This window comes from Salinicoccus sp. RF5, assembly GCF_020786625.1.
In the GTDB taxonomy this organism is placed as follows: Bacteria; Bacillota; Bacilli; order Staphylococcales; family Salinicoccaceae; genus Salinicoccus.
The window spans coordinates 910,326-925,101 of sequence record NZ_JAJGRC010000001.1 but is presented as its reverse complement, the minus strand read 5'-3'; the positions used below and the strand labels follow the sequence as shown (position 1 = coordinate 925,101).

Genomic DNA, 14,776 nt, shown 5'->3' with positions numbered 1-14,776 from the left:
CTTCAGAGTAATCTCTGAAGGGTTTTATTTAGTTAGAATGACTTACACTGTCGTTGATCTCTTTGATTTTTTGCAAGTCGCATTTAGGCTTCCTGTCATATGTCAACAGGCCATTTATCTCCTGTTCCACATCTGTAAGTTGGGTATAACAGTAGCCATGCAGTACCGGGCTTTCGCCGATTGCTTCTGTCAGCTCTCTGTAGCCTTCAATCAATGCCTCCTCGGAATCGACACTTGAATAGCCCCAACCTTTGTCATCAATGACATAGGCGATGCCTCCATACTCCGTAATCATAATCGGAACGTTATTATACTCATACCCACGTGCATAGATGAGACGGTTTGCAGGTGTATGAGATAGGGCACTGTCCACATCCTGATAATGATTGCGTATATCTGTTTCATCTAGGTAGTTATGGATTCCGCATATGTCGGATTGGGTATGCTCCCATCCTTCGTTGGACAAGACCGGTCGAGTGTTGTCTAGAGACTTGGTAAGGTGATACATAGACAATGAATGATCTTGCTGCTTCTTTTCATGGGCAACTCGTGAGATTCCCCAGCTTTCATTGAGCGGAACCCAGGTGACGATGGAAGGGTGGTTGTAATCACGCTCGATGACCTCGATCCATTCCTTGTTCATACGCTCAACGTAACCTTCATCATACTCAGCAGCATTGGCCATCTCTCCCCAGACGAGAAAGCCGAGCTTATCTGCCCAATAGAGGAATATAGGATCCTCCACCTTCTGGTGTTTACGGGCACCATTAAATCCCATCTCTTTTGCCAGTTCAATATCCCTCTTGAGATCATCATCTTCTGGAGCTGTCATCAAGCCTTTTGGAAAGTACCCTTGATCAAGGACAAGTTTCTGATAATATGCCTTGTTGTTCAGCATAAATTTGCCGTCCAACACTTCCACTTTCCGCATCCCAAAATATGTTTCTACTCTATCCAGAGTTTTAAAGGTTTCATCCAAAAGCTCAATGGTTACGTCGAACAGGTTAGGATTCTCAGGTGTCCAGTACCAGCCGTCGTTATGAATGTTACTTCTTTCGGTAAAGAGATTTCTGACATCAATGTCGCGTGAGAAGAATCGACTGTTGATTGTGCTGATATCTTCTGAAATCAGCTGGTCTTCGAATGAAATTTTCAGCTTAACTTTCCTGTTCTTATCGTGAATGACATTGTCAAAATATGTTTTGATATTTACTGTCCCTCTATCTATATCTGGCGTAAACTTGAATGCATCCAGATGCTCTCTGCTAAGAATATCAATCCAAACAGATTGCCATATACCGGATGTACGTGTATAGAAGATGTATTCTGGTTCCAATTTCCAATATTGTTTGCCCCGTGGAATCGTTTCATCGGTCATTGGATCATAAACACGAATGACAAGAAGGTTTTCACCCTTCTCCACATAGGGCGTAATATCAAAATTGAAAGATGAATGCCCCCCGATATGTGAGCCAATCCGCTCCCCATTGACGAATATGATAGCTTCATAATCGACTGCGCCGAAATTGAGGATATAGGATTTCGATTTATCGGTGATATCAAATTTTTTCTGGTACCATAATATATCATGGTTTTCCTTTTCATCGACGTTGCTCAATTCTGCTTGATAGGCAAAGGGGACTGTAATCTTATGGTTACCCTCAAACCCTTTCCCCCATTTTTCCTTAATCCCTTGGTCTGTATCATCAAATCTAAGCTCCCATTGACCATTTAAACTAATCCACTCTTCTCTTTGGAAATCTGGTCTTGGATACATTTTTCTCATAAAGATATCTCCTTAGTTTATTTAATTCCGGACTGTGTAATGCCACGGATGAAGTGTTTTTGTCCTAGTATAAATACAATAATGATTGGTACGGTTGCAATTGTTGTCAGCGCCATCAGCTTTCCATATGAAGAAACGAAGCTGCCCTGTGACATGATGGCGATACCTGTAGTGATTGTCCTCATGTCGGGACTGTTGGTTGCTACGAGCGGCCACAGGAAGTCATTGTATATTGTCATGAATGAGAAGATAGCGAGTGTTGCCATAAGCGGTCTTGCGGATGGCAGTACCACCCTGATGAATATCTGCCATTTGTTCGCGCCATCAATGCGTGCGGCTTCCTCCAGTTCTTTCGGAAATGTGGAGAAGAACTGGTAAAGGAGGAACACGCCAAACGCATTTGCTGAGTAGGGCAGAATAAGTGCAGCATAGCTATTCAGCATTCCAAATTGAGCAAATTGCATATACATTGGAAGGAAAGTGATTACCCATGGCACCATCAGAGTACTGATTATGATAGCGAAAAGTACTTTCTTGATTGGAAGGTTTAATCGTGCGAGTGCGTAGGCGGCCATTGCGTCGATGGCTACAATGATGATTGTGCCCATGGTTGCTGAGAACAACGAGTTGAACATCCATCGGAACACAGGTGCATCACTATTGGCACCTTCAAAGAAATACTTGAAATTATCCAGAGTAAACTCTTTAGGAATTATATTGATGCCGCCAAGCATGGCTTCCATGTCAGTTTTGAAGGCGGTGGATATCATCCAGATGAGTGGCACGGCAAAAAATATTGCAAAAAATATCGCTAAAATGGTCAGCCCTATATTTCTGAGAAGTTTCATATTCTTCATCTTAAACACCTTCTTTATTTCTTAGGAATTTAAACTGGACTGCTGAAATAGAAATGATGATCAGTGTCATGATTACAGCCATGGCAGAAGCGAGACCGATGTCACGCAGTTCAAAAGCTTGTCTGACGATGCCCATAAGCAGTACTTCGGTCGAGGTACCTGGGCCACCACGTGTCATGAGGTAGGGTTGTCCGTAGACGTTGAAAGAGGCGATTGTGGTCGTGACGACAACGAACAACATGATGGGACGTATGCTGGGCAATGTGATATGGATGAACTTCTGCCATGGAGAAGCTCCATCGATACTGCCTGCTTCGTACAACTCTTCAGACACCTCATTTAATGCATTGATAAGTATGATCATATTGAAACCTACTGTCCACCATACCGTGGCAAGAACCAGTGAGAACCATGCATAGTTTGTATCGGTCAGCCAAGGTAGTGGTCCTATCCCAAACTGTCCAAGAAACTCGTTGATAAATCCAGAATTGGTATCAAGCATCCAGAGCCATATTACAGCGATGATGGATACTGAAATGGAGTATGGTATGAAATAGACGGTTCTGAAGAAAGGTTGCAACTTTTCAGGTAAAGAATTTAAGAGTAATGCCAATATGAGTGCAAGTATTACAAGGGCAGGTACACTCAAGACTACGAAAATCAGAGTGTTAATCAGGCCGTTCATGAATATGTTACTCGAAGAGTTCCCTGAGAAGAGGATTTCCGTGTAGTTGGCAAGGCCAACGAATTCCCCTTTGCCACCTACAAGACTCCAATCATGTAGACTTATATAGAACCCATAGCCCAGGGGGACTATAAGGAAGATTATAAACATAATCAGATAGGGAAGGATGAATAGGCTTGATGTGAATTTATTGTCATCTTTTTTCATAGTACCACCTTAAATTTAAGGGAGCTTATCATGTGATAAACTCCCTTGATTTCTTTGTTATTCAAGATTAGCTTGTGATGCTTCTTCAGCGTCTTGAAGTGCGGCTTCAATCTCTTTTTCATCAAGTAAGATTTCGTTCAGGTTCTGGAAGAGTGGGTCGGATACAGGACCCCAGTTCGAGACTTCTGGTGCGAACTTTACATCATCGAATTGTGAAGCAACTTGAGATTGGAATTCCATATCTTGGAACTCTTCGCTTTCATATACTGCTTTTGCAGCTGGAGCTTGGCCTGACTCAGCCCATTCCATGGAGTTTTCTGCAACGTAGCCTAGGAAGTTTCTGATTGATTCGATTTTTGTCTCGTCTTCAACGCTTGCAGGAAGAACAAAGTTATGTGAGTTTGCAAATACTGCCTGCTGTTCAGTGCCCAGTTGTGGAACTGGTGCGACACCATAGTTTATGCCAGATTCTTCAAATTGGTTCATCATCCATGGACCATTAAATGTTACTGCGTTGTTACCTTGCATGAAGAGCGTCAATTCTCCATCCTGTTGAACATTTGAAGGAGATACTTCGTGTGTGTAGATCAAGTCATAGAGGAACTGTGCCGCATCAACGACTGGTTCTTCAGTGTAATTGACCTCTCCATCTGTGATGAGTTCTCCACCATTCTGATAAACCAGTGTAGGGAAGATAAATTGTTGTGGCCAAAGTGTAGGTACAACAAAACCATGCTTATCGTCCCCGAGTTCGGATACTGCCGTTGTCATTTCGATGAATTCATCCCTGTTGGAGGGTATATATTCTGCATCATAACCAGCTTCTTGAATCAAGTCTTTATTCCAGAAATACATGAGAGGGTGTATATCGAAAGGTATACCGTAAAGTGTATCCTCATGTTCTGTACCGATCAGAGCTTTTTCATGGTAATCGTCTGCTGAAATATCTCCTTCGAGAAGAGGAGCGGCTTCTTGGAGGCTACCGTTTTCTACATATGTCTGAATCTGATCACCGTGCATAACGACAAGATCCGGTTGATCGCCTTCGCCACCACCACTTAGGGTAAGGTCGAGTGTAGTATAGTAGTCGTTCTGTGGAACAATTTGCAAGTCTACTTGGACGTCTTCCTGTGACCCATTATAATCTTCCACAATCTGCTTCATGTTTTCTCCATCCGGGCCTGAGAAAGGAGCATAGAGTTTTACTGTAGAAGTATCGCCAGATGATGAAGCCCCATCACCGCCTCCTTCGTTGTTTGCATTCCCGGATGTTTCGCCGGAATTCCCACAAGCACTTAAAACGAGCGCAAAGACTAGAGTTAATAACAAGTATACTTTTTTCATACACAACCTCCTAAGTTAATTAATTAATTTAATTAAGTATAATATAAATCTATCCTTTTCAGACAGTTTTGTCAATATATATTGTAAGCGTTTTATAAATTTCGAAGAAACTTAAAGGAAAAATTAAAATAGTACAACTTACTATAAAAAATGGAAAAGAGGTTTGGGAGCTGAAGAACATAATAGGAATAGTTAGAGGGATTAATTTAAAGTGTATCTTGAGCTACAGGTTAATATTATTTAAATCTTGTATACATGAAATAATATATTACTGAAAATTTTTACTTTGTCGTCGTATCAGTTGTTCTTATAGGATTTGTGAAATTTTTTCCGGATGAGAAGATGAAATGAAAATTTCAATATGTTAGGTTGATTAAGGGCACAATCCAAACACAGGGGGAAAACAATGGAATTTTCAAATCAACCCATACTCATATGGTTTGTAGTAGGTTATGGTGTGTTCATGCTGCTGCTCGGCATGTACTACTCCAAGAAGATCAGTTCGAGCGAGGACTTCATACTCGCCGGCAAGTCATTGGGGCCGGTCGTCCTGATGGGGACGCTGCTTGCAACTTGGGTCGGAAGCGGGTCCGTCACGGGTGGACAGAACTCATTGGCGTACTCATTCGGAATATGGCCGGCATTGATGTCGACGCTGCCGTCGCTCATCGGTATCGCGACAATCTTCCTCATCTCTTCTAAGATCAAACATTACGGAAAATATACAGTCGCTGAAATACTGGAAGTGAAATATGGCAAGGTGGCAAGCCTGCTTGCAGCCCTGATCATCATACTCGCTTTCGTGGGCATCGTCTCATACCAGTACCAGGGTCTCGCCTACATACTCAACATCTCACTCGGCATACCGGTCGGTACGGGTACGATCATCGCTGCAGTAATCATCATATTCCTAGCAGGCATCGGCGGACTGATGTCCGTGGCACCGACGGATGCATTCAGTGCATTCCTGGTCATCTTCGGTCTGATCATCGCTTTGCCGATCGCATTATCTTCAGGCGGCGGATGGAGTGAAATCACCTCCAACGTGCCGGAGAGCCACTTGAGCGCTACGGGTTCACTGAGCTTCCTGCAGCTGATGGGATACTACATCCCGACGCTGTTCCTGCTGCTCGGTGACCAGAACATCTATCAGCGGATGTCGTCTTCAATGGACGACAAATCTACGAAGCTGGGTACAGCGGGCTGGATCATCGGCCTGATCATCGTCACACCGGTGATTTCGATCCTGGCATTCATTTCACGCTCCATGTTCCCGGATATTGAACCGGGCATGGCACTGATCGCCATCACGAGTGTACTGCCGGTCGTCATCGGCGGCATACTGATTGCGGCACTGACGGCATTCATCGTCACGACGGGCAACTCGTATCTCCTGTCTGCTGCGACAAGCGTCGTCTACGACTTCGTCGGCAAGTACTTGAAGAAGGACATTGATGACCATCAAAGACTGGTCTATACAAGGGTACTGATTCCGATACTCGGCATCATCGCATTCATGCTGACGATGTACTTCCCGACCGTACTTTCCGTACAGATGTATGCGTACACGGTGTATGGCGCAGGTATCACCCCAGCACTGCTCGCAGTGTTCCTGTTCCCGAAAGTCACGAAACCGGCCGGCCTTGCATCAATGGCCTCTGGACTCGTCTCCACACTGTTCTGGGAATTCTTCTTTGTACAGTCGACAGGCATCAATTCGGCACTGATTTCAGTACCGATCGCGTTCATCGTCCTGTTTGCCGTGACACTGTTTACTAAAGGACAGCATAATGAAATGAAGGAGGTGCCTGAGAATGGATAGGACAAAAAGAGTGGACAATCTCAGAGAAGTCATGAAAGAAAAGCATCTGGACACCGCCGTCATATTCAACTTCGAGAACCAGTTCTATTTCAGCGGTCTCAAGGCCATCACGTATTCCCGTCCGATCATCATGGTCGTGGAGCAGACGAAAGAGAGTCTGATCATCCCATCGCTTGAGGAGAAGCATGCTGGTGAGAAGACGGATGCGGCGCTCCACATCTACCATGAAGTTGAAGGACGAGGCAGCACGGACTATCACGAACTGTTCGATGAAGTGATGGACGGTATTGAAGGTGATAAGGTGGGCATCGAATTCGGTTCGCTGCCGGCTGAACTTGCCTCAAGCATCCAGGAGAAGGGCCATGACCTCATCGACATTCAAGGGGATATCGTTCGGATGCGGGCCATCAAGAGTGATGAAGAAATCGACATGATCAAGGAATCCGGCAAGCTTGTGAGCGGTGCACTGAAGCACACGCTCGAACATTCGGAAGCGGGCAAGTCGGAGCTTGAGATCGACTACCATGGTAACCAATATCTCTTTGAAGAGATATCAAAGAATCACACCGACTCCACGCTGGACTACTTCGTCATGTCACCGTCGGGCATCGAGCGGACGAACATGCCCCATGTATTCTCCAATACGCGGAAACTGGAGATGGGTGACGCCATCATCCACAGCCGCCAGGTCGGCCTGAACGGCTACCGGGCGGAATGTGAACGAACGTACTTCATCGGCGGACCGACGGAAGAACAGGAGAAGGCCTTCAACGTCATGCTGGAGGCGCACCTAGCCGCGCTCGATTTCATCAAGGCGGGCGTCACCGCAAAGGCCGTCAACCAGGCGGCGCTCGACGTCATCAAGGAAGCCGGATACGACGCCTACGTCTCGCACCGCACCGGCCACGGAATCGGCATCGGCCAGCATGAAGAGCCCTCACTTCGCTTCGACAACGACCTTGTACTGGAGCCGGGCATGGTATTCTGCGTCGAACCGGGCATCTACATTCCAGGCGTAGGCGGGTTCAGACACTCCGATACCGTCGTATTGACGCAGAACGGTGCTGAAATCATCACGGAATATCCGAGGGATCTGGAGAGCATGATCATAAAATAAACGAATTTGAAGCCCTTTCCGGCGTATGTTGCTCGGAAGGGGCTTCTTCATGAAGAAAGATAGGGTGAAGTGTATAATTCCCTTTATTTTTTCATTTTCTTCTCCTTTTAGGAAATATATGATAGGCAATTACAATAAAATACCCTATAATGTATTGAACGGGTAAAATTACTTGTACATACATCATGGGGGAGAATGTCGTGGTCCATAAAGTTCAATCGCAGTATGCAGCTGGCCAGCATATTGGAAAATCATTGAGGCGCATCGAAAATGAAATCGACGTCTGCCAGGAGAATATAGCGTATTATGAAAAAAGGCTCCTTGCCTACCATGAGAATAATCTGAGTCATCAGTATGAAGATACGTTGCGATGGTATGAAAACCTGAAGGCAGACCGCCTGTCGGGATCTTCCGATGCTGAAATGTCTGGTGGAAAAGGGAAACTTCGAAACTTCATGGCTTTCTGCGGCAGCTTCATGCGTGGTGCAGCAGCGACAGTCATCGCAGCTGTGCTGCTGGCTTTCGTCCATATACTGTATCTCGGCCTGGATTTTGGGCTCGTGGGGATGTTCCTCTTGGTCACATTGAGCAGCGGCATCGGACTGACATGGATGATCACCGACTGCATCCTCGTACAACGGCATCTACAAGTACAGAAACGAAGTGCCGAGATGGAAGTGGATGCCATCGAAGCAAGAATGGCTGAACTGGCCCATCAATATGAATCCATCATCGTCTCAAACAGGAAGCGTGCGATCACCCTTTTCCGCAAGCAGGAGCAGCTGCTCCGTCAAGTGGAGTCCGGACGTCTTCAGGGAGAATCGGAATACGAAGGGCAGAAGGGCGCTTCCATATGGGACGGGCGGCTGGTGTGATGAAGAGCAGATAAAAACTGCTCTTTTTTATTTGGCGCTATTGATGTGCGCGGCTGGATCAGAAAGGGTATATGATAAGAGGAAGTATCTGGAGGGGAGGTGCTGTATGTACAAACGATGGCTGATGTTGATTGTAGCAGCCCTGTATCTCTCGGGCTGCGGCACGCAGGAAAATGAAGAGGAAGAATCCTCGCCTGAAGAGACGACCGAGGAAGTGACGGAAGAAGAGGCGAGTGCCCCTTCGGAGGAGCCGGAAGATCCCGAAGAGTCCTCCATTTCACCGGAGTCGATGACGGCCGAATCGATCGTCGATGCGGTGGAGGCTCGGGCTGGAGAGAATCTCAACTACTATCTCCATACCCGCGTCACAATGGAATATCAGGAGGAGACGCAGGTGTCCGAAACGAAGGAGTGGTATCATACGGAAGATGACAAGAGTTTCGTCCGCCGGGAAGTACACACTGAAGATCTGCCTGTACAGTATTATGTGAGCGATGGGGAAAAGACATGGCAATACTCGGAAGGGGACGCAGTGGCATACGTCAGTGATGCGATGCATGGTGGAGATATGACGGCGCGTCCTTCCAGTGCCATCGGCAACCGGCTCCGCAGCTATCAGGAGAGCCATACGATGGGGCTCGAGGAGACTGTGGAGATCGCCGGATACACGGGTCACCATATCGCCTTCACACCGAATGAGGAAACGGGCGGTACGGCACTTGATGTCTACCTTAATATCGAGAATGGGTTGATCCTGAAGGAGGTCATGATTCAGGATGGACACCAGATGGTGTATGAGCTGCTTGAGTATGACGGCGACATTGAACACTCGGCCGGACGCTATACACTCGATCTGCCGGAAGATGTGGAAATCATCGATATGTCACAGCCGGAACCTGATACCGACCTCGACAGCTTCTGATCCATATTGAAGCCCCGACCACTGATGAATGGTGGCCGGGGCTCCTTTTATTTATAGTCCGGAATTAAGTTTCTACCTCCGAAGGCATCAATGCCTCCCTGATCTTGAGCATATTGGACTGGTCCGGGAACTGGGAGACCTGTATGCAGGGCGGGCCCTGGAAATTTTGCAGGGCAAAGTTCGTAATGATGAGATCACAATTCGAGTGTTCGAGGTCCTTCTTTGTGATATTGATGCATCGAGGCACTTCGACGGTGATGCCTTTGCCGAACGCATGGGTGATCATGTCGGCCATCATCTCCGCATGGTACATGTCATGATTGCTCAGTACCAGCAGGTGGAGGGGCCGGCGTTTTGCCTCCAGATGATGGACGAGCCCCTCCCAGTTCACGAACCACGTATAGATGAGCTGGTTGATGATGTAGGTATCCGTGCTGCGTCCAAGCACCTGTCTGTATTCGATGACGGCTTCGTGGAGCTGCCGGCAGAAGTCCGGGTGATTCTGCTCAAGACGCTTTATGAATGCCTGTTTCCGGTCGGACAGTATGGGACGCAGGTAGATGTCATGCTTCTCCAGCAGCGCGGTATTATGCACATTCAGTATGATGGGTGCCGGATCGGGATGGGGGATAGCGTTATCCTCGGACAGCTGATGTATCAGTCTGGTAAGTGTGTCTATGGAAGCGGCCGTGTAATCATCATGATCGGCAGAAGCGGCGAGTGACGTATAGGTATAGTGGAAATGCGGCTGGACGAATGCAGTGAAAATCTGTTCGAATGCACTGCGGGTCAACCGGATGCCAAGGCGTTTTTCTGCATCCTCAAACCTATGTGCATCCTGCGTCAGCCGGGCGTAGATTTCGTCCATATCACTTCTGTGGTCGACACGATATCCTCTCGAGTAGCGTATGAAATTGACTGCCGAGACGATCTTCACATAGCGGAATATGGCAAAGTCCATATAGACGCCGCTTTCTTCTATGACACATTCAAGGAAATTGCTGAATGCACGCTCATCGATCCTTTCGAATGGCCAGTCGAACACGCCATAGGCTTCAGCGAAATATTGGGAATAGAAGAAGCGTATGTCGGCTTCGTCCCCCTCGAGTCGGACGGCGGTCGTGTCGAAATGGATGCCGTAATGCCGGCCCAGCGCATCATTGATGCGGGCGAGGAGGCGGTACAGGGTCGCCTGGCTGATGTACAGCGCATCGGCAAGTGCCTTCATGGTGTTGTAGTTCTTGAAGAAGGTACACCGCAACAGCCGGAAGGCGATGCTGTGATGCAGCAGGTGGCTGTTCAGCGTCTCAAGGCCGGTGCCCGGCTTGAAGATGATCCGGTAGTGCTCACGCTGTGATTCGATGCTGAGGTAATCGAACATTGCGTTCAGTTCAGACGCATCTTCCCGGATGATGCGCTCCGAACACCCAAGGGTTTCTGTGAGTTGGCTCGCGGCCATCCATCCTTCAGCGGCATCCAGCATCTCCATCATTTCAATGCGTCGGCGTTCCGACTTCGACAACAGGCTTTTCATGATTCCACTCCTCCGTGCACTCTCATTTGAAGACTATTATCTTCCCGGGCACTTGGGAGGTCAATCCTTATCCCCTTATCAAAAAGTGTCCATCCCATGAAAAATTTGAAAAGGAGCAGGGCCGTCTGCCTGATAGGATAGGAGGGAGATATGAACGGAAAGAGGCGGTAGCATGACTGGAAAGGATACATATGGCGAACTGGAGTCCCGTTTTTCCCTGCCGGCAGGTTTCAGCATCACCCTGGAATGCATGAAGCAGGATGATCATCCTTTCATCAGTGGGGCAGCCGAGGCAATGATGCAGGATGCTTCATATGCAGAAATCTTGAACCATCAGGCCATCGGCATCGGAGACTGCGCCACGAGCTTCGTCCATGATGGGATATACATCATCACGGATGGTGGAATGGTCATCGCCTCCGCCTCCCGCCTGAAGGATGCAGAGACGGCATGCTGGACGGTCGACCTGTTCAAATTCCGCGATGTCGTCAAGATGTCTTTTGAGCGGGTGGATGGGGACAAGGAGCTCGGCACGCTTCAGATCGACTGCATAACGGAAGATGCGAAGGCTGTGCGACATATCCTCCGCCGCATGGATGTCGGGCACTTCCGCCTGCTCCAGTCGCTTGTCGATGCGTCGCGCGAGACGATGAATTGATGTTCTTCCTGCGGTCGGTCTGGAAGGGGTAAAAATATCATAAAAAGTTCAGGGGGCCGGTGGAATGTCACAGCCCGGGTATGCTATAATCAATTTGGATATTTTCCCAATGCATATCCTGATTGTGCCGACATAGTTTAATGGTAGAACACAGCCATGGTAAGGCTGCGATGCGAGTTCGATTCTCGCTGTCGGCTTCCTTGAACGTCATGACCATCGTTTCACCTGCCGGAAGATGCAGCAGGTGGGGCGGTGGTCTTTTATTATGTGAATATATATCCTTCGGCTGCCACGCAGTGCTACAATGGATGAAAGAAAAATAGTATGGAGGTTTAGAAATGACGAACATAGCAGGATTCTGGGTAAGACTTGCGGCACGGCTGCTGGATGGATTGCTGGTCGGCATGGTGGTGGGGACGCTCATCTTCGTGCTCCAGCTCGATACGGGCAGCCAGGTGGTGCAGACGGCGGAGAGCGTCATGGCGATGTTGTACTTTGTGCTGGTGCCGGTCTTCCTGTATGGATATACGATTGCCAAGCGTGTACTTGATATCAGGATCGTAAAGATGGATGGTTCGAATGTGGGACTCGGTACGATGGTGCTGCGGGAAGTCCTCGGCGGCTTCCTGTACACCATCACATTCGGGATTGCGCTGATCGTCTCCGCTTTCATGGTGGGGCTGAGGCGAGACAAGCGCGGCATCCACGATCTCATTGCCGGTACGTATGTCACACATGACCGTCCGGAACATTGGAAGAAGGAAGAATAGATTGTTGAATGATGCTCTGGGACTTTAATGTCCGGAGCATTTTTTTCGTCAAATTTGAGGTGTTCCACCTTCTTCAGATACGAAAGTCCGGATATTCAGTTTACAATCCCCCGTTTAGTGCAATAGTAAGTATAAGACAGACTTTAGGCAGAACGCCATAAAATACGATAAGGGGGAAGGGAACATGCCATTGAATGTGGCTCAGAAACTGATTCAGGATCATCTCGTATCGGGTGAAATGAAGCCCGGGGAAGAGATCGGCCTGAAGATCGATCAGACGTTGACGCAGGATGCGACGGGTACGATGGTGATGCTGGAACTGGAAGCGATGGGCATAGATAAGGTGAAGACGGAAGTTTCCGCACAGTATGTCGACCATAACCTGATACAGGATGATCACCGGAATCCGGATGACCACCTGTTCCTGAGGAGTGCGGCACAGAAGTTCGGCGTACACTACAGCAGGCCGGGCAACGGGGTCAGCCACCCTGTGCATATGCAGGAACTGTCGATACCCGGCAAGACGCTGCTCGGCTCGGACAGCCATACATGCGCAAACGGCTGCATGGGTATGCTGGCCATGGGCGCCGGCGGCATCGACGTGACGATGGCGATGGCGGGAGAGCCGTATTACATCGAGATGCCTCGTATTATGGGTGTGAAGCTGACCGGGGAGATGCCGGACTGGGTCAGTGCGAAGGATGTCATACTCGAGATGCTGCGCCGCCATACGGTGAACGGCGGTGTCGGCCGAATCATCGAATATTATGGTCCAGGGCTCGATGATCTTTCCGCAATGGATAGGCACGTCATTGCGAACATGGGTGCCGAACTCGGCGCGACGACATCGGTATTCCCATCCGACAAAGAAGTGAAGCGTTTCATGGAGACCCAGGGACGTGAAGACGAGTGGGTTGAACTGAAGGCGGATGAAGGGGCGGAATATGATGATCATGAGGAAATCAACCTTTCTGAACTCGTGCCGCTGATTGCGAAGCCGACGAGCCCGGATAACGTCGTACCGGTCGAAGAGATTGCTGGCGAGGAGATCTACCAGTCATACATCGGTTCTTCCGCAAACCCGGGCTACCGGGACTTTGCGGTCGCAGCAGAAATCGTCAAAGGCAAACAGATTGCCACCGGCATTTCATTCGACATCAACCCGACATCCCGACTGCTGCTCCAGCAGCTGGTGGACAATAAGCATATCGCCAGCCTGCTGTCTTCCGGTGCGCGGCTGCACCAGGCAGGCTGCAACGGCTGTATCGGTATGGGACAGGCACCGGCGACGGATCAGAACAGTCTGAGGACGACACCGCGGAACTTCCCGGGACGTTCGGGAACGAAAGAGGACAAGGTGTTCCTCTGCAGTCCCGAGACCGCAGCTGCTTCGGCTCTGACGGGTGTCATCACAGATCCGAGAACGCTCGATATGGAGTATCCGGAAATACCGGAAGCCGCAGCCATCAAGACAAACAAGATGCTCGAGGACCCGCCGGAAGACACCAGCGACATCGAAATCGTGAAGGGCCCGAACGTCTCGACCATTCCAGACTTCGACCCGATCGAAGACAGTTTCGACATGCCGGTACTGCTGAAGATGGACGACAACATCTCCACCGACGAGATACTCGCCGGCGGCTCGAGGGTACTGCCATTCCGGAGCAACATACCGAAGATCAGTACATTCGTATTCGAAGGCGTCGACGAGACCTATACTGAACGCGCTGAAGGAAAACGCGATTCGGGCGGACACATGGTCGTCGCCGGCAACAACTACGGTCAGGGATCGAGCCGTGAGCACGCAGCCCTCGCGCCGCGGTACCTCGGCCTGAAAGTCGTACTGGCGAAGGACTTCGCGCGGATCCACCTGCAGAACCTGATCAACTTCGGCATCCTGCCGCTGACATTCGAAGATCCGGCAGACCACGAGAAGATCGACGAAGGCGATGTCATCGAGTTCAGGAACGTTCATCAGGCCATCCAGGACGGCAAAACATTCAAAGTCAAATTGAAGGACTCCGGTGAGGAAATCACCGTCAGGCACAGCATGACGAAACGTCATCTCGACCTCATGCTCGCCGGCGGCATCATCAACTGGGCGAAGCAGAGGCAGTGACACCCATAATTACTAGGAAGTACTAAGCCGCCCAACCTACATTATGGTTGGACGGCTTTTAAAATGGAAAAAATATTCTA

At 48.8% G+C, this 14,776-nt stretch carries 12 protein-coding genes and 1 tRNA gene; 8 read left to right on the top strand and 5 right to left on the bottom strand.

Annotation, left to right across the window (positions count from 1 at the left end):
• Window positions 1–28: 28 nt before the first annotated feature.
• From LLU09_RS04870 to LLU09_RS04855, 4 genes are read right to left on the bottom strand one after another with little or no spacing between them, the layout of a single operon-like run.
• Entirely contained in the window at window positions 29–1,786 is a 1,758-nt protein-coding gene (locus LLU09_RS04870; RefSeq protein ID WP_228310711.1) for a glycoside hydrolase family 2 protein, read from the bottom strand.
• 17 nt (window positions 1,787–1,803) lie between these two features.
• Window positions 1,804–2,643, bottom strand: coding sequence for a carbohydrate ABC transporter permease (locus LLU09_RS04865; RefSeq protein ID WP_228310710.1), 840 nt, complete (start codon window positions 2,641–2,643; stop codon window positions 1,804–1,806).
• 1 nt (window position 2,644) lies between these two features.
• Window positions 2,645–3,535: a carbohydrate ABC transporter permease gene (locus tag LLU09_RS04860; RefSeq protein WP_228310709.1), complete on the bottom strand. Its 891-nt coding sequence runs from the start codon at window positions 3,533–3,535 to the stop codon at window positions 2,645–2,647.
• A gap of 57 nt (window positions 3,536–3,592) precedes the next feature.
• A complete protein-coding gene (locus tag LLU09_RS04855; RefSeq protein WP_228310708.1) occupies window positions 3,593–4,879 on the bottom strand; it encodes an ABC transporter substrate-binding protein in 1,287 nt (428 codons plus the stop codon).
• A gap of 406 nt (window positions 4,880–5,285) precedes the next feature.
• Between LLU09_RS04855 and LLU09_RS04850 the strand changes: the two genes are divergently transcribed.
• The 4 genes from LLU09_RS04850 to LLU09_RS04835 all read left to right on the top strand — a co-directional run bounded on the left by LLU09_RS04850 (window position 5,286) and on the right by LLU09_RS04835 (window position 9,615).
• A complete protein-coding gene (locus LLU09_RS04850; RefSeq protein ID WP_228310707.1) occupies window positions 5,286–6,701 on the top strand; it encodes a sodium:solute symporter family protein in 1,416 nt (471 codons plus the stop codon).
• Window positions 6,694–7,818: a M24 family metallopeptidase gene (locus tag LLU09_RS04845; RefSeq protein ID WP_228310706.1), complete on the top strand. Its 1,125-nt coding sequence runs from the start codon at window positions 6,694–6,696 to the stop codon at window positions 7,816–7,818. Before LLU09_RS04850 ends, LLU09_RS04845 begins: the two co-directional genes overlap by 8 nt.
• A 200-nt stretch (window positions 7,819–8,018) precedes the next feature.
• Complete coding sequence (locus tag LLU09_RS04840) at window positions 8,019–8,693, top strand: hypothetical protein (protein ID WP_228310705.1); 675 nt, start codon at window positions 8,019–8,021, stop codon at window positions 8,691–8,693.
• Between the two features lie 106 nt (window positions 8,694–8,799).
• Entirely contained in the window at window positions 8,800–9,615 is an 816-nt protein-coding gene (locus LLU09_RS04835; RefSeq protein ID WP_228310704.1) for a LolA family protein, read from the top strand.
• 64 nt (window positions 9,616–9,679) lie between these two features.
• Here the strand turns inward: LLU09_RS04835 and LLU09_RS04830 are convergent, their stop codons facing one another.
• Window positions 9,680–11,149: an AcpB/EbpR/MafR family transcriptional regulator gene (locus LLU09_RS04830; protein ID WP_228310703.1), complete on the bottom strand. Its 1,470-nt coding sequence runs from the start codon at window positions 11,147–11,149 to the stop codon at window positions 9,680–9,682.
• 172 nt (window positions 11,150–11,321) lie between these two features.
• Between LLU09_RS04830 and LLU09_RS04825 the strand changes: the two genes are divergently transcribed.
• The 4 genes from LLU09_RS04825 to LLU09_RS04810 all read left to right on the top strand — a co-directional run bounded on the left by LLU09_RS04825 (window position 11,322) and on the right by LLU09_RS04810 (window position 14,696).
• On the top strand, window positions 11,322–11,807 hold the full coding sequence (locus LLU09_RS04825) for a hypothetical protein (RefSeq protein WP_228310702.1): 486 nt from the start codon (window positions 11,322–11,324) through the stop codon (window positions 11,805–11,807).
• Between the two features lie 126 nt (window positions 11,808–11,933).
• A tRNA-Thr gene (locus tag LLU09_RS04820) sits at window positions 11,934–12,004 on the top strand.
• 141 nt (window positions 12,005–12,145) lie between these two features.
• Complete coding sequence (locus LLU09_RS04815; protein ID WP_228310701.1) at window positions 12,146–12,577, top strand: RDD family protein; 432 nt, start codon at window positions 12,146–12,148, stop codon at window positions 12,575–12,577.
• 184 nt (window positions 12,578–12,761) lie between these two features.
• Complete coding sequence (locus LLU09_RS04810; RefSeq protein WP_228310700.1) at window positions 12,762–14,696, top strand: aconitate hydratase; 1,935 nt, start codon at window positions 12,762–12,764, stop codon at window positions 14,694–14,696.
• Window positions 14,697–14,776: the final 80 nt, after the last annotated feature.